The 18,850-nt window shown below is 71.5% G+C and carries 16 protein-coding genes and 2 pseudogenes; 9 read left to right on the plus strand and 9 right to left on the minus strand.

Annotated features, from left to right (window positions below; translation table 11 throughout):
- Positions 1-165: 165 nt before the first annotated feature.
- Complete coding sequence (locus tag IG88_RS0129840; RefSeq protein ID WP_031047910.1) at positions 166-1,089, plus strand: hypothetical protein; 924 nt, start codon at positions 166-168, stop codon at positions 1,087-1,089.
- A gap of 65 nt (positions 1,090-1,154) precedes the next feature.
- Here IG88_RS0129840 and pgl read toward each other — a convergent pair whose 3' ends face one another.
- From pgl to tkt, 5 genes and pseudogenes are all read right to left on the minus strand, one after another.
- Positions 1,155-1,940, minus strand: a complete 786-nt coding sequence (gene pgl, locus IG88_RS0129845) for a 6-phosphogluconolactonase (RefSeq protein ID WP_031047911.1) — start codon at positions 1,938-1,940, stop codon at positions 1,155-1,157.
- Complete coding sequence (opcA, locus tag IG88_RS0129850) at positions 1,937-2,989, minus strand: glucose-6-phosphate dehydrogenase assembly protein OpcA (protein ID WP_031047914.1); 1,053 nt, start codon at positions 2,987-2,989, stop codon at positions 1,937-1,939. The genes pgl and opcA overlap by 4 nt, the downstream gene beginning before the upstream one ends.
- Positions 2,986-4,304: pseudogene (locus tag IG88_RS39210) on the minus strand (glucose-6-phosphate dehydrogenase). The gene opcA and the pseudogene IG88_RS39210 overlap by 4 nt, the downstream one beginning before the upstream one ends.
- Positions 4,305-4,307: 3 nt before the next feature.
- Complete coding sequence (gene tal, locus IG88_RS0129860; protein WP_031047916.1) at positions 4,308-5,426, minus strand: transaldolase; 1,119 nt, start codon at positions 5,424-5,426, stop codon at positions 4,308-4,310.
- A gap of 34 nt (positions 5,427-5,460) precedes the next feature.
- Positions 5,461-7,548, minus strand: coding sequence for a transketolase (tkt, locus tag IG88_RS0129865; protein ID WP_031047918.1), 2,088 nt, complete (start codon positions 7,546-7,548; stop codon positions 5,461-5,463).
- Positions 7,549-7,919: 371 nt separating this feature from the next.
- Here tkt and IG88_RS0129870 point away from each other — a divergent pair, with 371 nt between their 5' ends.
- The 4 genes and pseudogenes from IG88_RS0129870 (at position 7,920) to IG88_RS0129885 (ending at position 11,304) form a co-directional block, all read left to right on the plus strand.
- Entirely contained in the window at positions 7,920-8,873 is a 954-nt protein-coding gene (locus IG88_RS0129870; protein WP_078861655.1) for a heme o synthase, read from the plus strand.
- A 98-nt stretch (positions 8,874-8,971) separates the two neighbouring features.
- A complete protein-coding gene (locus IG88_RS0129875) occupies positions 8,972-9,340 on the plus strand; it encodes a hypothetical protein (protein ID WP_031047923.1) in 369 nt (122 codons plus the stop codon).
- A gap of 99 nt (positions 9,341-9,439) precedes the next feature.
- A pseudogene (locus tag IG88_RS39215) lies at positions 9,440-10,542 on the plus strand (amidohydrolase family protein).
- Between the two features lie 18 nt (positions 10,543-10,560).
- A complete protein-coding gene (locus IG88_RS0129885; RefSeq protein ID WP_031047926.1) occupies positions 10,561-11,304 on the plus strand; it encodes a nucleotidyltransferase domain-containing protein in 744 nt (247 codons plus the stop codon).
- On the opposite strand, the gene IG88_RS0129890 is transcribed toward IG88_RS0129885, so the two are convergent.
- The 4 genes from IG88_RS0129890 to IG88_RS0129905 form a co-directional block, all read right to left on the minus strand.
- On the minus strand, positions 11,259-12,281 hold the full coding sequence (locus IG88_RS0129890; RefSeq protein WP_051852116.1) for a COX15/CtaA family protein: 1,023 nt from the start codon (positions 12,279-12,281) through the stop codon (positions 11,259-11,261). The two genes, IG88_RS0129885 and IG88_RS0129890, sit on opposite strands and share 46 nt — an antisense overlap.
- Before the next feature lie 64 nt (positions 12,282-12,345).
- The gene (locus IG88_RS0129895) at positions 12,346-13,155 is read right to left on the minus strand and encodes an ABC transporter permease (RefSeq protein ID WP_031047931.1); all 810 of its coding nucleotides are present in this window, start codon (positions 13,153-13,155) and stop codon (positions 12,346-12,348) included.
- Positions 13,152-14,075 (minus strand): ABC transporter ATP-binding protein, encoded by a 924-nt coding sequence (locus IG88_RS0129900; protein WP_031047933.1) that lies wholly within the window; start codon positions 14,073-14,075, stop codon positions 13,152-13,154. The genes IG88_RS0129895 and IG88_RS0129900 overlap by 4 nt, the downstream gene beginning before the upstream one ends.
- A gap of 76 nt (positions 14,076-14,151) precedes the next feature.
- Positions 14,152-14,940 (minus strand): aminoglycoside N(3)-acetyltransferase, encoded by a 789-nt coding sequence (locus IG88_RS0129905; RefSeq protein ID WP_031047935.1) that lies wholly within the window; start codon positions 14,938-14,940, stop codon positions 14,152-14,154.
- A 171-nt stretch (positions 14,941-15,111) separates the two neighbouring features.
- On the opposite strand from IG88_RS0129905, the gene IG88_RS0129910 reads away from it, so the two are divergent.
- The 4 genes from IG88_RS0129910 to IG88_RS0129925 are packed head-to-tail and all read left to right on the plus strand — an operon-like array spanning position 15,112 to position 18,846.
- Positions 15,112-15,870 carry a helix-turn-helix transcriptional regulator gene (locus IG88_RS0129910; RefSeq protein ID WP_031047938.1) on the plus strand — a complete coding sequence of 253 codons (759 nt, stop codon included), beginning with the start codon at positions 15,112-15,114 and terminating at the stop codon, positions 15,868-15,870.
- Positions 15,867-17,288 carry a Fe-S cluster assembly protein SufB gene (gene sufB, locus IG88_RS0129915; RefSeq protein WP_030403772.1) on the plus strand — a complete coding sequence of 474 codons (1,422 nt, stop codon included), beginning with the start codon at positions 15,867-15,869 and terminating at the stop codon, positions 17,286-17,288. Before IG88_RS0129910 ends, sufB begins: the two co-directional genes overlap by 4 nt.
- 59 nt (positions 17,289-17,347) lie before the next feature.
- Positions 17,348-18,532 (plus strand): Fe-S cluster assembly protein SufD, encoded by a 1,185-nt coding sequence (gene sufD / locus IG88_RS0129920; RefSeq protein ID WP_031047940.1) that lies wholly within the window; start codon positions 17,348-17,350, stop codon positions 18,530-18,532.
- Complete coding sequence (locus IG88_RS0129925) at positions 18,529-18,846, plus strand: non-heme iron oxygenase ferredoxin subunit (protein WP_019329250.1); 318 nt, start codon at positions 18,529-18,531, stop codon at positions 18,844-18,846. The genes sufD and IG88_RS0129925 overlap by 4 nt, the downstream gene beginning before the upstream one ends.
- The last annotated feature ends 4 nt before the right edge of the window (positions 18,847-18,850 follow it).

Genomic DNA, 18,850 nt, shown 5'->3' on the forward strand with positions numbered 1-18,850 from the left:
AAGGTACTCGCCAAGCGCGTCGAACCGGCCCTCACCGAGGGCACCGACGTACCCGGCCTCGACCCCTCCACGGCCGCGCTCGTGGCCGCCTACCGTGAATTGCGCGGCAGGAAGTGACGTAGAATCCCCCGGCGATCATCACAGCGAGTCGTTCGGGGGAACAAGGTGGCGCGTTCGCGCGGCAGTTGGACCGGTGGCAGGCTGACGGCCCGGTCCCTGCTCAATCCGAAGCAGGTCGCGACGGCGGTGTTCCACCCCAGGTGGATCCCGCCGTCGCTCGATCCGTCGATCGAGCAGCTCAAACGGATCAGGGTCATCGGGGGCGCGGTCGCCTCGATCGGTGTCTACACCCTCTTCGAGGGCGGCTTCGACATGACCGAGCTGGTGGAGAACGCGCTGACGGCCTCCGTCGTCCTGCTGTTCATCACCCCGCTGGTGGTCGGCGTGATGCTCTTCCTCTGGCGGCACACCGGCACCGTGCGCCAGCTCCGGGTGCCGCTGCTGAACGCGCTCAAGCTGCTGCTGCTGTTCGTCGGCTGCGTCGCCGCGCTGGCGGTGCTGGTGACGACGATCAACGCCACGGGCAACCCGCTGGTGATCATCGTCGGTGGCCTGGCGATGCTGTGGATGCTCGGCTTCGTGGTCTGGGGCGCCGTCCGCGTCTCCGGCAACTTCTTCGGCACCGCCGCCGTGCACCGCTGCCTGCCGGCGCTGCTCGCCACGGTGACGAGCTGGCTGATGGCCCTCCCGGACCTCGTCACGGGCGATCTCCACGGGCTGAGCCTCACCCTCGGCATCGTCTTCATCCTGGGTGCCCCCGTGACCGTCACCGTGATCGCCCTGCTGGAGACGGGGCGGCTCAAGCGGCGCTACGGGATCCGGCTGAAGGTCCACCCGGCGACCTGCCCGCCGCTCCCCGGCCACCTCCCGCCGACCGGGCTGCCGCACGTACCGCCGCAGGGCAACCCTTTCGGGTACGTGTATCCGCCCGCGGGAGGCGGCAACCCGTATGCCCCCGGACCGCACCGCCCCGGCACGCCGCCCCCGCCGCCGTACGCGCCGGGCCACCACGGTCCCCGCACCCCCTGAGGCCGCGCAACGCGAACGCCGGGCCCCGCCCACGCGGAACCCGGCGTTCTCGTGCCGTGCCGGAGCTACGCCGACGCCGGCGGATACAGCGACCGGGGCAACCGGGACGCCGCCGCCGAGTCGAGGAGCCACAGGGTGCGGGCGCGGCCCCGGGCGCCCGCCGCAGGGGCCTGGATCTCGCCCGCGCCGGACAGGGCCATCGCCACCGCGTTCGCCTTGTCCTCGCCCGCCGCCAGCAGCCACACCTCACGGGCGGCGCGGATCGCGGGCAGGGTCAGGGAGATGCGGACGGGCGGCGGCTTGGGGGAGCCGTGGACGCCGATGACCGTGCGCTCGGTCTCCCGCACCCCCGGGTGCTCCGGGAAGAGCGAGGCCACGTGGGTGTCCGGGCCGACGCCGAGCAGCAGCACGTCGAAGGACGGCACCGCGGCGTGGTTCTCGGGCACCGACGCCCTGGCCAGCTCCTGCGCGTAGGCGGTGGCCGCCGCCTCCACGTCCGAGCCATGAGGGCCGTCGGACGCCGCCATCGCGTGCACCCGCTTCGGGTCCAGCGGCACCGCGTCGAGCAGGGCCGCGCGCGCCTGGGTGACGTTGCGCTCCGGGTCGCCCTCCGGCAGGAAGCGCTCGTCGCCCCACCACAGGTCGAGCCGGCCCCAGTCGATCGCGTCCCGGGCCGGGGAGGCGGCCAGCGCCGCGAGCAGGCCGTTGCCGTTGCGGCCGCCGGTGAGGACCACGGACGCGCTGCCCCGGGAGGCCTGCGCGTCCACGATCTTCGTGATCAGGCGGGCCGCCGCGGCCTCGGCCATCAGCTCCTTGTCGCGGTGCACGACGAGCTGCGGGGTGTCGCTCATTTCGCCGCCGCCTTCCTCACCGGTGCCTTCTCCCGCGCCGCGTCCTTCGCGGGCGCCTTCGCGACCGTCCCGACGGGAGCGGCGACCGCGAGGCCGTCCTCGCCGGCCGGGTCTCCTTTGGCCGGCGCGTTCAGCCGGTCCACCCCGTACCGCAGCGCCGAGGCGTACGTGTCGTCCGGGTCCAGGCGCCGCAGTTCCTCGGCGATCAGCTCGGCCGTCTCGCGGCGCTTGAGCGCCACCGCGCGGCCGGGCTGGCCCTGGATGGAGAGGTTCGCCAGCGAACCGTCGGCCCGGTCCAGGACGACCGGACCGCAGTCGGTGTCCATGCGGACCGCGGTCAGACCCGGCCCGTCCGACACCGTGCGCCGCACCGGCACGTCGAGGCGGTCCGCGAGCCACATCGCGAGCAGCTCGCAGCTCGGGTTGAACTCCTCGCCCTCCACCTCGACCGACTGCACCTGGCAGTCGACCTGGTCAAGGGCCGCCGCCAGCATCGAGCGCCACGGCGTGATGCGGGTCCACGACAGGTCCGTGTCGCCGGGTGCGTAGGCGTCCGCGCGGGCCACCAGCTCCCGTATCGGCTCCTCGCAGGCGTAGGTGTCGGTGACCCGGCGCTGGGCGAGCGCCCCGAGCGGGTCCCGCGCCGGGTCCAGCGGCGCGTTCACCGGCCACCAGACCACGACCGGCGCGTCCGGCAGCAGCAGCGGCAGCACCACCGACTGGGCGTGGTCGACGACGTCGCCGTACAGCCGCAGCACGATCGTCTCGCCGGTGCCCGCGTCGGCACCGAGGCGCACCTCGGCGTCCAGCCGGGACTTGGTGCGGTCCCGGGGCGAGCGCGAGACGCGCTTGATGACGACGAGCGTGCGCGAGGGGTGCTCGTGCGCGGCGTCGCTCGCGGCCCGCAGCGCGTCGTAGGCGTTCTCCTCGTCGGTGACGATGACCAGCGTGAGCACCATGCCGACGGCCGGGGTGCCGATCGCCCGGCGGCCCAGCACCAGCGCCTTGTTGATCTTGCTGGCCGTGGTGTCCGTGAGGTCTGTCTTCATGGCCGGCGCCAGCTCCGTCCGTCTCGCTCCAGCATGTCGTCCGCCTCCGCGGGCCCCCAGGTGCCGGCCGGGTACTGGGCCGGGGTGCCGTGCGTGTCCCAGTACTCCTCGATCGGGTCGAGGATCTTCCAGGACAGCTCGACCTCCTCCGTGCGCGGGAAGAGGTTGGCGTCGCCGAGCAGCACGTCGAGGATGAGGCGCTCGTACGCCTCCGGGCTGGACTCCGTGAAGGACTCGCCGTAGGCGAAGTCCATCGACACGTCCCGGATCTCCATCGACGTGCCCGGCACCTTGGAACCGAAGCGGACGGTGACGCCCTCGTCGGGCTGGACGCGGATGACGATCGCGTTCGAGCCGAGTTCCTCGGTGGCCGTCGTGTCGAAGGGGGAGTGCGGGGCCCGCTGGAAGACCACCGCGATCTCGGTGACCCGGCGGCCCAGGCGCTTGCCGGTGCGCAGGTAGAAGGGGACGCCCGCCCAGCGGCGGTTGTCGATGCCGACCTTGATCGCGGCGTAGGTGTCGGTCTTCGACTTGGGGTCGATGCCGTCCTCTTCGAGGTAGCCGACGGCCTGGGCGCCGCCCTGCCAGCCGGCCGCGTACTGGCCGCGCACGGTGTCCCGGCCCAGGTCCTTGGGGAGCCGGACCGCGCCGAGCACCTTGGTCTTCTCGGCTGCCAGCGCGTCCGCGTCGAAGGAGGCGGGCTCCTCCATGGCGGTCAGCGCGAGCAGTTGGAGCAGGTGGTTCTGGATGACGTCGCGTGCCGCGCCGATGCCGTCGTAGTAGCCGGCCCGGCCGCCGATGCCGATGTCCTCGGCCATCGTGATCTGCACGTGGTCGACGTAGGACCGGTTCCAGATCCGTGCTTCTTGAGCTGCTGGATGACCACCGGGAAGGACTTCGGCGGCACCGAGAGGTAGAAGGCGAAGTTGCCGCCCGTGCCCTGCGCCTTGTCCAGCTCCTCGATGGTGCCGCGCAGCCGCTCGAACGCCTCGTCGTCGTCGAAGGTGCCCTGGACGAAGCGCATCCCCTGGATGAGCTGCTGCCAGACCTCCTCGCGGAACGGGGTGCGGGAGTGCTCCTTGACGGCGTCGTGCACGACCTGGGCGAAGTCCTCGTGCTCCCAGTCGCGGCGGGCGAACCCGACGAGCGAGAAGCCCGGCGGCAGCAGACCCCGGTTGGCGAGGTCGTACACGGCGGGCATGAGCTTCTTGCGGGACAGATCGCCGGTGACGCCGAAAATGACCAGACCCGACGGCCCCGCGATGCGCGGGAGCCGTCGGTCTGCGGGGTCACGCAGCGGATTGCTGCTCGACAATGGTCAGCCCTTCGACGGAGCGAGGCGCTTGAGCTCCGCCTCCGTGGACTTCAGCAGGTCGTTCCAGGAGTCCTCGAACTTCTCGACGCCCTCCTTCTCCAGGAGCTGGACCACCTCGTCGTAGGAGATGCCCAGCTTCTCGACCGCGTCGAGGTCGGCGCGGGCCTGCTCGTAGGTCCCGGCGACGGCGTCGCCCTTGATCTCGCCGTGGTCCTCGGTGGCCAGCAGCGTGGCCTCCGGCATGGTGTTGACCGTGTTCGGCGCGACCAGGTCGGTGACGTACATGGTGTCGCTGTACGCCTTGTCCTTCACACCGGTCGACGCCCACAGCGGACGCTGCTTGTTGGCGCCCGCCTTCTCCAGGGCGGCCCAGCGGTCGGTGCCGAAGACCTCCTCGTACGCCTGGTAGGCCAGGCGGGCGTTGGCGACGGCGGCCTTGCCGCGCAGGGCCTTGGCCTCGTCGGTGCCGAGCGCGTCGATCCGCTTGTCGATCTCGGTGTCCACGCGGGACACGAAGAAGGACGCCACCGAGTGGATCTGGGAGAGGTCCAGGCCCCGCTCCTTGGCCTTCTCCAGGCCGGTCAGGAAGGCGTCCATGACCTTGCGGTAGCGCTCCAGCGAGAAGATCAGCGTGACGTTGACGCTGATGCCCAGGCCGATGGTCTCGGCGATCGCCGGGATGCCGGCCTCGGTCGCCGGAATCTTGATCAGCGTGTTGGGCCGGTCCACCAGCCAGGCGAGCTGCTTGGCCTCGGCGACCGTCGCGCGGGTGTTGTGGGCCAGGCGCGGGTCGACCTCGATGGAGACCCGGCCGTCCTTGCCGCCGGTGTTGTCGAACACCGGGCGCAGGATGTCGGCGGCGTCCCGGACGTCCGCCGTGGTGATCATGCGGATGGCCTCTTCGACCGTCACCTCGCGGGCGGCGAGGTCGGTGAGCTGCGTGTCGTAGCCGTCGCCCTGCGAGATCGCCTTCTGGAAGATCGACGGGTTGGTGGTGACGCCCACGACGTGCTGCTGGTCGATCAGCTCGGCGAGGTTGCCGGACGTGATCCGCTTGCGCGACAGGTCGTCCAGCCAGATCGCCACGCCTTCATCGGAGAGGCGCTTGAGTGCGTCTGTCATGGAAAATGCATCTCCTACGTGTCGTATACGAGCGTCAGCGCCGGGCGGCGGCCAGGGATTCCCGCGCCGCGGAAGCCACGTTCTCGGCGGTGAAGCCGAATTCCTGGAAGAGCACCTTGGCGTCCGCGGAGGCACCGAAGTGCTCCAGGGAGACGATGCGGCCGGCGTCCCCCACGTACTTGTGCCAGGTCAGTCCGATCCCGGCCTCGACCGCGACCCGGGCCTTCACGGACGGGGGCAGGACGCTGTCCCGGTACCCCTGGTCCTGCTCCTCGAACCACTCGACGGACGGCATGGACACCACGCGGGTCGGCACACCGTCGGCCTGGAGCTGCTCGCGCGCCCCGGCGGCCACGTGCACCTCGGAGCCGGTGGCGATGAGGACCACCTGCGGCTCGCCGCCCTCGGCCTCGAACAGCACGTAGCCGCCCCTGGCCGCGTCCTCGTTGGGCTCGTAGGTCGGCACGCCCTGGCGGGTCAGCGCCAGACCGTGCGGCCGGCCCTTGCCGAACTCCTTCGTCCAGCGGCGCATGATCTCGCGCCAGGCGATCGCCGTCTCGTTGGCGTCGGCCGGGCGGACCACGTTCAGGCCGGGGATGGCGCGCAGCGAGGCCAGGTGCTCGACCGGCTGGTGGGTCGGGCCGTCCTCGCCCAGACCGATGGAGTCGTGCGTCCACACGTACGTCACCGGCAGGTGCATCAGCGCGGACAGCCGCACCGCGTTGCGCATGTAGTCGGAGAAGACCAGGAACGTGCCGCCGTAGACACGGGTGCTGCCGTGCAGCGCGATGCCGTTCATCTCCGCGGCCATCGCGTGCTCGCGGATGCCGAAGTGGATGGTGCGGCCGTAAGGGTCGGCCTCCGGCAGCGGGTTGCCCACCGGGAGGAAGGACGACGTCTTGTCGATCGTCGTGTTGTTCGAGCCGGCCAGGTCGGCCGAGCCGCCCCACAGCTCCGGGACCACCGCGCCGAGCGCCTGCAGCACCTTGCCGGACGCGGCACGGGTCGCCAGGCCCTTGCCCGCCTCGAAGACCGGGATCTTCTCCTCCCAGCCCCGGGGCAGCTCACCCTTGGCGACGCGGTCGTACACGGCGGCGCGCTCCGGGTTGTTGTCCCGCCACTGCTGGAAGGACTTCTCCCACACCGCGCGGGCCGCCTGCCCCTTCTCCAGGGCCTTGCGGGTGTGCGCGAGGACCTCGTCGGAGACCTCGAAGGTCTTCTCCGGGTCGAAGCCGAGGACCCGCTTGGTCGCGGCGACCTCGTCGTCGCCGAGCGCCGAGCCGTGCGCGGCCTCGGTGTTCTGCGCGTTCGGGGCGGGCCAGGCGATGATCGAGCGCATGGCGATGAACGACGGCCGGTCGGTGACCTCCTTGGCCGCCGCGATCGCGTCGTGGATCGCCTGGGGGTCCAGGTCGCCGTCCGCCTTCGGGGCGACGCGCTGCACGTGCCAGCCGTAGGCCTCGTACCGCTTGCAGGTGTCCTCGGAGACGGCGGTCTCGGTGTCGCCCTCGATGGAGATGTGGTTGTCGTCCCACAGCAGGATCAGGTTGCCGAGCTTCTGGTGGCCGGCCGTCGAGGACGCCTCGGCGGAGATGCCCTCCTGGAGGCAGCCGTCACCGGCGACGCAGTAGACGAAGTGGTCGAACGGGGACTCGCCCTCGGGAGCCTCCGGGTCGAACAGGCCGCGCTCGTAGCGGGCCGCCATCGCCATGCCCACCGCGTTGGCGACACCCTGGCCCAGCGGGCCGGTCGTGGTCTCCACGCCGGTGGTGTGGCCGTACTCCGGGTGGCCCGGGGTCTTGGAGCCCCAGGTGCGGAAGGACTCCAGGTCCGCCAGCTCCAGGCCGAAGCCGGCCAGGTAGAGCTGGGTGTACAGGGTCAGGGACGAGTGGCCGGCGGACAGCACGAAACGGTCCCGTCCGACCCAGTTCGCGTCGGCGGGGTCGTGCCGCATCACCTTCTGGAAGAGGGTGTAGGCGGCGGGCGCCAGGCTCATCGCCGTACCCGGATGGCCGTTGCCAACCTTCTGTACGGCATCGGCGGCCAGGACGCGGGCGGTGTCCACGGCCCGCTGGTCCAGTTCGGTCCACTCGAGGTCTGTGGTGGTCGGCTTGGTGCTCACCCTGAGTCAGGGCTCCTCTCCACATGTCGGTTGCCGGTACACGGGTGCACCGGCTGCCGGCGCGTCCGTGAGTCGGCCGGCCATGGCCGAGCCTACCCCTGCGAGTACGTGCGCTTTTCCGCTGGAAACCAGACTGCCGGGACTCTTCCCGATCCGCCTGCCGACTGGGTGAAACCGCATTCGGCAAGTGAATACGCAGCCGCTCATCTGACTGCTCAATCGACTCTCCGCACGCACGTCGGAGCACCGGTGCCAACACGAGCCCACCCCCGCGAAGGCCGAGGTACGGGCAACGTCTAAAGTGGCGTGGTACGCGCGAGCCTTTACCGCCATTTCACACGGTCGGGCTTGCTGGGATGTCTCTGTCAGGGGTGTGCGTGACGGCCGTTGAATCCCGTCCTGCGGGAGATATCGGGACGAGCCGGGGCCCGAGTCACCGGCCGTTCGGGGCCCGTGTCAAGGCGTTCGTGGCGCTGACCAAGCCGCGGATCATCGAGCTATTGCTGATCACCACCGTGCCGGTGATGTTCCTCGCCGAGCAGGGTGTTCCCGATCTGAAGCTGGTGCTGCTGACCTGCGTCGGCGGCTATCTGTCGGCCGGCGGCGCCAATGCGCTGAACATGTACATCGACCGGGACATCGACGCGTTGATGGACCGGACCTCGCAGCGCCCGCTGGTGACCGGCATGGTCAGTCCGGTCGAATGCCTCGTCTTCGGCATCGCCCTGGCGGTCGTCTCGACGCTGCTGTTCGGGTTCACCGTCAACTGGCTGTCGGCCTGGCTGTCGCTCGGCGCGCTCCTCTTCTACGTCGTCGTCTACACGATGATCCTCAAGCGCCGCACCTCCCAGAACATCGTCTGGGGCGGCATCGCGGGCTGTCTGCCGGTGCTCATCGGCTGGTCGGCCGTGACCAACTCGATGTCCTGGGCGCCGGTCATCCTCTTCGCGGTGATGTTCTTCTGGACGCCGCCGCACTACTGGCCGCTGTCCATGAAGGTCAAGGAGGACTACGCGCGCGTCGGTGTGCCGATGCTCCCGGTGATCGCCTCCAACAAGGTCGTCGCCCGGCAGATCGTCATCTACAGCTGGGTGATGGTCGCCGTGTCGCTGCTGCTGACGCCGCTCGGGTACACCGGCTGGTTCTACACGGTCGTCGCCGTGGCGGCCGGCGGCATGTGGCTGTGGGAGGCGCACGGGCTGCAGAACCGCGCCAAGGCCGAGGTCACGGGCGCCAAGCTCAAGGAGATGCGGCTGTTCCACTGGTCCATCACCTACGTCTCGGTGCTGTTCCTGGCGATCGCGGTGGACCCCTTCCTGCGCTGAGCACCCCCTGGTGGAGCCGTCCGACGGGCGGGGCGCGTGGTCAAGGCCACGCACCCCGCCCGTCGCCGTTCGATCTACCCGTCGGTAGCATCCTGGTCATGGCAGACACGCAGCAGGTGGACACGGAGCAGGCCGGCGCCGGGCGCCGCTGGGCCGAGCGGTGGGACGCGTACGAGGTGAAGCGGACGGCCGGGCGGATCGCGTCCTTCGCCAAGGCCCACGGCGGCGCCGAGGCCCAGGTGGCACACCTCGGCGAGCGCGGCGCGCGGATCGTGCTCGTCGGTGAGGACGGCGCCTGGGGCGACCTGGTGGCGCGCACCCACGAGCGGGCCCTGAAGGCCGTGGAGCAGTCCGGGGTCACGGTCCACGAGGACTTCGACGGCGAGTTCGCGGCCAAGGTCACCACGGGCCGCTACGAGTGGTCGCGCATGGCGGGCATCCAGGTCGGCGGCCCGAGCAACACCTGAGACCGGGTTCACCCGTTAGGAGCGTAGGAAGCCGCGGGGCGCGCGGGCCGAGAGGCGCACGCGCCGCGCCGGCACACGGTCCCAGCACGGGGAGCCCGGATGATCGAAACGCCGTCCCTGGTGGACCAGTACTGCCACGGCGTCCTGAGAACGGAGCTGGGCCTCGGCACGTTCGAGGCCCAGCTCGCCCGTACCGAGGGCCCGCCCGCCCCGGGGACCACCCTCTTCGACACCCAGACCGGCTTCGCGGTACGCCGCTGGTGCCCGCCCCTGCTCGGCCTGGAACCGCACTGCCCGCCCGCTACCTGGCCCGGCGCCGCGAGCTGGGCGTCATGGAGGCCGACCGCCGGCTGCTGCGCGGCAGCGGCATCACCACCTACCTGGTCGACGCCGGACTGCCCGGCGACCTCACCGGCCCCACCGAGATGGCCACGGCCGCCGACGCCGACGCGCGCGAGGTCGTACGCCTGGAACTGCTCGCCGAGCAGGTCGCCGACACCTCCGGCACCGTCGAGTCCTTCCTCGCCAACCTCGCCGAGGCCGTGCACGGCGCCGCCGCCGACGCGGTCGCCTTCACCTCCGTCGCCGGGGTGCGGCACGGTCTCGCCCTGGCCCCCGAGCCGCCCGGCGCCGGCGAGGTGCGCGGGGCCGCCGCCCGCTGGCTGACCGGGCGGGAGGTCGGCGGGGAACTGAGCGACCCGGTGCTGCTGCGCCACCTGCTGTGGATCGCCGTCGCCTCCGGCCTGCCGCTGCAACTGCACGCGGGCCTGGGCGAGCCGGGCCTGCGCATCGACCGCACCGACCCGGTCCTGCTCACCGACTTCGTGCGGGCCACCGCCGGTCTCGGCACCGACCTGGTCCTGCTGCACGGCTACCCGTACCACCGTCACGCCGCCCACCTGGCCGGCGTCTTCCCGCACGTGTACGCCGACTCCGGCGCGGCCCTGGTGCGCACCGGGGCCCGCGCGGCCACCGTCCTCGCCGAGATCCTGGAGCTGGCCCCCTTCGGCAAGATCCTCTTCTCCAGCGGCGCCCAGGGACTGCCCGAGCTGCACGTCGTCGCCGCCCGGCTGTTCCGCGAGGCCCTCGGGCAGGTGCTGGGTGCCTGGGTGGCCGAGGGGGCGTGGTCCGCGGGGGACGCCGAGCGGGTCGCGGGGATGATCGCCTCGGGGAACGCGGGGCGGGTGTACGGGCTGGAGTAGGCCGTCGAGACTGGGGGCATGACGACCGACGCCTTGCTCGACCGCTTCCTCACGGGCCTCGCGCCCCTCGGCCCCGTCGCCTTGTGGGCGCACGGCTCACTGGGCGCCGGTGACTACCAGGAGGGCCGCAGCGACCTCGACCTCGTCGCGGTCCTGCCCCGGCCGGCGACGGCCCGCACGGTCTGGCGGCTGGGCCTGCTGCACGCCCGGCTGCGCGAGGAACCCCTGGCCGGACTGCTGCACTGCACCTACCTGTCCCCGGACGCGGTCGCCGCCCCGGCCCGGCGGCATCTGACCTGGGCCCACCGGCAGTTCTTCAGGCGGACGGTCACCCCGGTCACCCGGCGTGAACTCCACAGCTTCGGCCGCGTCCTGCACGGCGAGCCGCCGCACCGGCTGCTGCCGCCGGTGCCGGACGCCGAACTCTCCGGGTTCGTCGTCCGCGACCAGCGGGACTTCTGGCGGCCGCACGTGCGCAGGCCGCACCTGTGGCGGCAGGACGTCTGGGTCGACCTGGGCCTGCTCACCTTCGCCCGCGCCACCGTCACGCTGCGCGAGGGCCGCCTGATCACCAAACGGGAGGCCCTGGACGAGCTGCCCGCACTCGGCGCCCCCGGCGAGGTCGTCGAGGACGTCACCGACCGGCGGTACGGGAACGGCCCGCGGCCCGAGGCCACGGCGGAGTGGACCGCCCGCCGCGCCGAGCTGACCCGGAGCTACCTGGGCCCGGCCATCGACACGCTGGTGGCGTCGTACTCCTGAGCGGGCAGCCCGGAGACCGTCTCCCCGGGCCGCTCGCGCAGCGACAGCAGCACGCGCAGCACCGCGATCCACATCACGCACGAGCCGAACATGTGCAGGCCGACCAGCACCTCGGGCAGGTCGGTGAAGTACTGGACGTAGCCGATGGCACCCTGCGCCAGCAGCACCAGGAACAGGTCCCGGGTGCGGGCCAGCGGGCCCTTGGGCGCGTCGACCGCCTTCAGCACGAACCACAGGGCGAAGGTCAGCGTCACCACGATCCATGCCAGGACGGCGTGGGCCTTGCTGATCATCTCCCAGTCCACCGGCATGCGCGGTACGTCACTGGAGTCACCCGCGTGCGGTCCCGCGCCGGTGACCACGGTGCCGGCCGCGATCAGCAGGACCGAGACGGCGATCAGGACCCACGTGAGCTGCTGGACCGCGGCGCCGACCAGGGGGCGGGGCGCCCCGTCGCCCTCCCGCGTGCGCTGCCACATCACGGTCGCCACCGCGATCAGGGCCGTGGAGAGCAGGAAGTGGGCCGCGACGGTGTAGGGGTTGAGGCCGACCAGGACCACGATGCCGCCGAGGACGGCGTTGCCCATCACGATCCAGAACTGCGCCCAGCCCAGCAGCGTCAGGCCGCGCCGGTACGGCTTCTGCGACCGGGCGGCGATGATCGCCCAGCCGACGGCGGCGCACAGCACGTAGGTCAGCATGCGGTTGCCGAACTCGATGACGCCGTGGAAGCCCATCTCGCTCGTGGTGGTGAGCGAGTCGTCGGTGCACTTGGGCCAGGTCGGGCAGCCGAGGCCCGAACCGGTGAGGCGTACGGCACCGCCGGTGACGACGATGACGACCGCCATGGCGAGCGCGGCGAAGGCCGCCCGCTGGACCGTCCTGGGGTGCGGGGTCCAGCGCGCGGCGATGAAGGCGAGCGGGTTGCGCACGGCGGCTGCGGCGTCGGCGCGGGTCACGTTTGGCACGCCGTCCATCGTAGGGGTCCGCTTGTGCACGCTTTCACGAGGGTCGTCCTGAAGCCCGGGTCCGCATGTGTTCCTACTCCCAGCGGAAGAACTTCCCGGCGGCCGCGAGTCCCACGACCGACCACACGGCGAGGATGCCCAGGTCGCCCCAGGGCATCGAGGCGCCGTGCTGGAGCACGTCGCGCAGCCCGTCCGACAGGGCGGAGATCGGCAGCAGCCCCAGCACGCTCTGCGCCGCGTCCGGGAACCTGTCCAGCGGCACGATCACCCCGCCGCCCACCAGGAGCAGCAGGAAGACCAGGTTGGCGGCGGCGAGCGTGGCCTCCGCCTTCAGCGTGCCCGCCATCAGCAGGCCCAGCCCGGAGAAGGCGGCGGTGCCGAGGACCAGGAGGAGCAGCACGGCCGCCGGGTTGCCGTGCGGCGACCAGCCCAGCGCGAAGGCGATCACGGTGAGGAGCACGATCTGCAGCACCTCGGTGACCAGGACCGACGCGGTCTTCGCCGTCATCAGGGCCCAGCGCGGCAGGGGAGAGGCGGCCAGCCGCTTCAGCACCCCGTACCGGCGCTCGAAGCCGGTGGCGATGGCCTGCCCGGTGAACGCCGTCGACATCACCGCGAGCGCGAGGACGCCGGGGGCGAGGAAGTCGACCGCCTTGCCGGCCCCGGTGTCGATGATGTCCACGGAGCTGAACAGCACGAGCAGCAGCGTCGGGATGACCACCGTCAGCAGCAGTTGCTCGCCGTTGCGCAGCAGCATCCTGGTCTCGAGCACGGCCTGCGCCGCGATCATCCGCCCGAGCGGCGCGGCGCCGGGCCTGGGCGTGTACGCGCCCGTGGTCCCGGGCGTCCCCGTGTCGCCCGGCGTCCCTGTGGTCGTGGTCACCCGCGCAGCTCCTTGCCCGTCAGCTCCAGAAAGACGTCCTCCAGTGTGTGCCGCTCCACCGAGATCCGGTCGGGCATCACCCCGTGCTGGGCGCACCAGGAGGTCACCGTCGCCAGCAGTTGCGGGTCGACGCTGCCGTTCACCCGGTAGGAACCCGGGGTCGGCTCGGCGGCCGAGGAGGCCGGGGGCAGCGCCTTGAGCAGGGACGCGAGGTCCAGGCCCGGACGGCCCGTGAACCGCAGGGTGTTCTCGGCGCCGCCGCGGCAGAGCTCCTCCGGGGAGCCCTGGGCGACGACCCGGCCGGCGTCGACGATGGCGACGTCGTCGGCCAGTTGCTCGGCCTCGTCCATGTGGTGCGTGGTGAGGATCACCGAGACGCCGTCGCCGCGCAGGTCCCGGACGAGGTCCCAGGTGGCGCGGCGGGCCTGCGGGTCGAGGCCGGCGGTCGGCTCGTCGAGGAAGACCAGCTCCGGGCGGCCCACCACGGCCATCGCGAGGGCGAGCCGCTGCTGCTGCCCGCCCGAGAGCCTGCGGTACGCGGTGCGGCCGCACGAGCCGAGGCCGAGCCGCTCGATCAGCGCGTCGACGTCCAGCGGGTGGGCGTGCAGCTTCGCCACGTGGCGCAGCATCTCCTCCGCGCGGGCGCCGGAGTAGACGCCGCCGGACTGGAGCATCACGCCGATCCGCGGGCGCAGCTCCGCGCCCTGGCCCACCGGGTCCAGGCCGAGCACGCGCACCGTGCCGGAGTCCGGTCTGCGGTATCCCTCGCAGGTCTCGACGGTGGTGGTCTTGCCCGCCCCGTTGGGGCCGAGCACCGCGGTGACGCCCGTGCGGGCCACCAGGTCGAGGCCGTTCACCGCGGTCTTCGTGCCGTACCGCTTCACCAGGGCCTGGACCTGGAGGACGGGCTCGCTTCGCATGGGTCACGAGTTTAGGGAGACGGGCGGCCGGGCGGGCGCGGGGGTGTGGAAAACCCGCCCGCACCGGGGACGGGGCTCACTCGCGGGGGCGGTGGACGGGCAGCCACCGCTCGGCGTAGGCGACCGCGTCCGGCAGCGGGAACAGACGTGCGTCGGCCGCGCCGACCCTGCCGCGCGCGACGGGCCGGTCCCGTTCGAAGTCGTGGCCCAGTTCACCGAAGCGCTCCGAGGTGATCGACACCTCGGTCACCCGCTCCCAGCCCGCCGGTCCGGGGCGCCCCACCTCCACCAGCGGGGCGGGGATCCGGTACTCGGCGAGGTGGAAGGCGGTGCACGCCTCGTACCCGGCGCCGAGCAGCAGGACCCGGGCCTCCAGCCGCTCCAGCACGGCCAGCGGACTGCGCTCGCCCAGCCGGCAGTCCGTCGCGTGGCGGGCGACCACCTCGTCGGCGCGGGCGCCGAGGGCGGCGAAGGAGGTCTGCGGATGGGCGCTGCGCCGGGCGCCGGGCCAGGTGCGCACCGTCTCCGGGACCACCCCCACCCCGCGCGAGGGCGTGATCAGCGGGTCGTACGGTGGCGTCGCCGCGCGGACGGTCTCCCACCATTCCTCGGGCACCGGCGGACTGGTCCACAGGGCCGGGTCGGAGAGGTCGCCGGTCTGGGTCGGGACCACCAGGGTGCCGTCCGGACCGAGGACGTCGAGGAGCGCCTGGACGACCGCGACGGGGCCGCCGCAGACCCAGCCGAGCGAGCTGAGGGAGGAGTGCGCGAGGAGCGTGTCGCCGGTGCGCACCCCCAGGTCGCGCAGCCCGGCGGCGAGCGTGCCGCGGGTGACGAGTGGGCCGGTCGGAGGGGGTGTGGACATGCGGGGGAGTGTTCCGGACGGTGGGGGCGGGCGCCAGTGAATTGCCCCGCGGATGATCGATCGGAGATCGTTTCCGCAGGTCACGTTAGGTATGCCTAAGTGACGCAGGGCACCGTCCGGTGATCCGGACGCGGCTTGCCCGCCCCGACGGAATTACGCAACAATGGCGTTGTGAAAAACGTCGGTGAGGCTCCGCAGGAGGAACTCGCGACCGGTGAGCGGTCCACCCGCAACCGCGTCGCGCGCTCCATCCTGGACCACGGCCCGTCGACCGTCGCCGAACTCGCCGGACGCCTGGGCCTGACCCAGGCCGCCGTCCGGCGCCACCTGGACGCCCTGGTCGCCGACGACGTGGTCGAGGCCCGCGAGCAGCGGGTCTACGGCGCGCGCACGCGCGGGCGGCCCGCCAAGGTCTTCGCGCTCACCGCCTGCGGCCGGGACGCCTTCGACCAGTCGTACGACAAGCTGGCCGCCGACGCCCTGCGCTGGATCGCCGAGCGGCAGGGCGGGGAGCAGGCGATCGCCGCCTTCGCCCGCGCCCGGATCGCCGCGCAGTCCGGCGCGTACCGCGAGGCCGTCGAGTCCGTTCCCGCCGACAAGCGGACGGAAGCGCTGGCCAAGGCCCTGACCGAGGACGGGTACGCTGCTACCGCGCGGAGCGCGCCCCACCCCCAGCAGGGCGAGCAGCTGTGCCAGCACCACTGCCCGGTCGCGCACGTCGCGGAGCAGTTTCCGCAGCTGTGCGAGGCGGAGACGGAATTTTTCGCCGAGCTGCTCGGTACGCATGTACAGCGGCTCGCGACCATCGCGCACGGCGACGGCGTCTGCACCACGTTCATTCCGAAGACTTCGCACGCGCCACCCGCGGCGCGCGCGACCGAGAACACCGCTCACGCATCTGCAAGCACGGCCGGGAGGAACCCCGCATGACTCTCCCCACGGAGACTGCTCACCCTGAGCTCGAGGGCCTGGGCAAGTACGAGTACGGCTGGGCCGACTCCGACACGGCCGGCGCCTCTGCCAGGCGCGGCATCGACGAGGACGTCGTCCGGGACATCTCCGCGAAGAAGAACGAGCCGGAGTGGATGACCAAGCTCCGCCTCAAGGGCCTGCGCCTCTTCGAGAAGAAGCCCATGCCGAACTGGGGCTCGGACCTGTCGGGGATCGACTTCGACAACATCAAGTACTTCGTGCGCTCCACGGAGAAGCAGGCGGAGTCCTGGGAGGACCTGCCCGAGGACATCAAGAACACGTACGACAAGCTCGGCATCCCGGAGGCGGAGAAGCAGCGCCTCGTCGCCGGTGTCGCGGCCCAGTACGAGTCGGAGGTCGTCTACCACCAGATCCGTGAGGACCTGGAGGAGCAGGGCGTCATCTTCCTCGACACCGACACGGCCCTGAAGGAGCACCCGGAGCTCTTCAAGGAGTACTTCGGCACCGTCATCCCCGTCGGCGACAACAAGTTCGCCTCGCTGAACAGCGCCGTGTGGTCCGGCGGCTCCTTCATCTACGTGCCGCCGGGCGTGCACGTCGAGATCCCGCTCCAGGCCTACTTCCGCATCAACACGGAGAACATGGGCCAGTTCGAGCGGACCCTGATCATCGTCGACGAGGGCGCCTACGTGCACTACGTCGAGGGCTGCACCGCGCCGATCTACAAGTCGGACTCGCTGCACTCCGCGGTCGTCGAGATCATCGTCAAGAAGAACGCCCGCTGCCGCTACACGACCATCCAGAACTGGTCGAACAACGTCTACAACCTGGTCACCAAGCGCGCCGTGGCGTACGAGGGCGCGACCATGGAGTGGATCGACGGCAACATCGGCTCCAAGGTGACGATGAAGTACCCGGCCGTCTACCTGATGGGCGAGCACGCCAAGGGCGAGACCCTGTCCATCGCCTTCGCGGGCGAGGGCCAGCACCAGGACGCCGGTTCCAAGATGGTCCACATGGCGCCGAACACCTCCTCCAACATCGTCTCCAAGTCCGTGGCGCGCGGCGGCGGCCGCACCTCCTACCGCGGTCTCGTCGAGATCGGCGAGGGCGCCCACGGCTCCAAGTCGAACGTGCTGTGCGACGCGCTGCTCGTCGACACCATCTCCCGCTCCGACACGTACCCCTACGTGGACGTCCGCGAGGACGACGTGTCCATGGGCCACGAGGCGACGGTCTCCAAGGTCTCCGAGGACCAGCTCTTCTACCTGATGAGCCGCGGTCTGACCGAGTTCGAGGCGATGGCGATGATCGTGCGCGGCTTCGTCGAGCCGATCGCCAAGGAGCTGCCCATGGAGTACGCCCTCGAGCTCAACCGGCTGATCGAGCTGCAGATGGAGGGCGCGGTCGGCTGACCCCCGCCCCGCAGCAGTCACCAGATCCAGGAACGTAGGAAGAGAGCAGACCGACAGCCATGGCTGAGGCTCAGAACATCCCCGTGGGGTCCACCACCGCGGGCCAGATCGCGGTGGCCGCCGAGTCGACCGTCGCCACGCGCATGAGCGCACCCGCGTCCTTCGACGTGGCGGACTTCCCGGTCCCCCACGGCCGCGAGGAGGAGTGGCGGTTCACCCCGCTGGAGCGGCTGCGCGGGCTGCACGACGGCACCGCCGTCGCCACCGGTGACGGCGTGAAGGTCGACGTCGACGCGCCCGAGGGCGTAGTCGTCGAGACCGTCGGCCGCGACGACGCGCGCATCGGCCGGGCCGGCACCCCCGTGGACCGGGTCGCCGCCCAGGCCTACTCGGCGTTCGAGAAGGCGGGTGTGATCACCGTCCCCAAGGAGACGGTCCTCACCGAGCCGATCCGCATCGCCGTGCACGGCGCGGGCGGCACCGCCTACGCCCACCAGGTCGTCGAGCTGGGCGCCTTCGCCGAGGCCGTGGTCGTCATCGACCACACCGGCGACGCCGTGCTCGCCGCCAACGTCGACTACGTCCTGGGCGACGGCGCCAAGCTGACCGTCGTCTCCGTCCAGGACTGGGACGACAAGGCCGTCCACGTCGGCCAGCACAACGCGCTGGTCGGCCGCGACGCCACCTTCAAGTCCTTCGTCGTCACCTTCGGCGGCGACCTGGTCCGCCTCCACCCGCGCGTGGCCTACGCCGGCCCCGGCGGCGAGGCCGAGCTGTTCGGTCTGTACTTCACCGACGCCGGCCAGCACCAGGAGCACCGCCTCCTGGTCGACCACAACGTCCCGCACTGCAAGTCCAACGTCGTCTACAAGGGCGCGCTCCAGGGCGACGACGCGCACGCGGTCTGGATCGGCGACGTGCTCATCGAGGCCGCGGCCGAGGGCACCGACACCTACGAGATGAACCGCAACCTCGTCCTCACCGACGGCGCCCGGGTCGACTCCGTGCCGAACCTGGAGATCGAGACCGGCGAGATCGTCGGCGCCGGCCACGCCTCCGCCACCGGCCGCTTCGACGACGAGCAGCTCTTCTACCTGATGGCGCGCGGCATCCCCGAGATCGACGCCCGCCGCCTGGTGGTCCGCGGCTTCTTCGCCGAGCTGGTCCAGCAGATCGGCGTCAGCGACATCGAGGAGCGCCTCCTCGCCAAGATCGAAGAGGAGCTGGAGGCGTCGGTCGCATGACCTTCGTACGCGTCTGTGGAGCGGACGAGCTGGAGGAGGACACCCCGAAGCGGGTGGAACTCGACGGCACGCCGATCTCCGTCGTGCGGACCGAGGGCGAGGTCTTCGCGATCCACGACATCTGCTCGCACGCGAACGTCTCGCTGGCCGAGGGCGAGGTCGACGACTGCCACATCGAGTGCTGGCTGCACGGCTCGCGCTTCGACCTCCGCTCCGGCAAGCCCGACAGTCTTCCGGCGACGCGCCCCGTCCCCGTATACCCCGTAAAGATCGAAGGGGACGACGTGCTCGTCTCCCTCACCCAGGAGTCCTGAGGCA

The sequence above is a fragment of the Streptomyces sp. NRRL F-5650 genome (genome assembly GCF_000721365.1).
GTDB lineage: Bacteria > Actinomycetota > Actinomycetes > Streptomycetales > Streptomycetaceae > Streptomyces > Streptomyces ardesiacus.

Coding starts and splice junctions, on each gene's coding strand:
- pgl (WP_031047911.1), bottom strand. CDS start 1,940: ATGAGCGACACCCCGCAGCTCGTCGTGCACCGCGACAAGGAGCTGATG.
- IG88_RS0129875 (WP_031047923.1), top strand. CDS start 8,972: ATGGCAGACACGCAGCAGGTGGACACGGAGCAGGCCGGCGCCGGGCGC.
- sufD (WP_031047940.1), top strand. CDS start 17,348: ATGGCTGAGGCTCAGAACATCCCCGTGGGGTCCACCACCGCGGGCCAG.
- IG88_RS0129890 (WP_051852116.1), bottom strand. CDS start 12,281: ATGGACGGCGTGCCAAACGTGACCCGCGCCGACGCCGCAGCCGCCGTG.
- IG88_RS0129885 (WP_031047926.1), top strand. CDS start 10,561: ATGACGACCGACGCCTTGCTCGACCGCTTCCTCACGGGCCTCGCGCCC.
- tal (WP_031047916.1), bottom strand. CDS start 5,426: ATGACAGACGCACTCAAGCGCCTCTCCGATGAAGGCGTGGCGATCTGG.
- IG88_RS0129925 (WP_019329250.1), top strand. CDS start 18,529: ATGACCTTCGTACGCGTCTGTGGAGCGGACGAGCTGGAGGAGGACACC.
- opcA (WP_031047914.1), bottom strand. CDS start 2,989: ATGAAGACAGACCTCACGGACACCACGGCCAGCAAGATCAACAAGGCG.
- sufB (WP_030403772.1), top strand. CDS start 15,867: ATGACTCTCCCCACGGAGACTGCTCACCCTGAGCTCGAGGGCCTGGGC.
- IG88_RS0129905 (WP_031047935.1), bottom strand. CDS start 14,940: ATGTCCACACCCCCTCCGACCGGCCCACTCGTCACCCGCGGCACGCTC.
- IG88_RS0129900 (WP_031047933.1), bottom strand. CDS start 14,075: ATGCGAAGCGAGCCCGTCCTCCAGGTCCAGGCCCTGGTGAAGCGGTAC.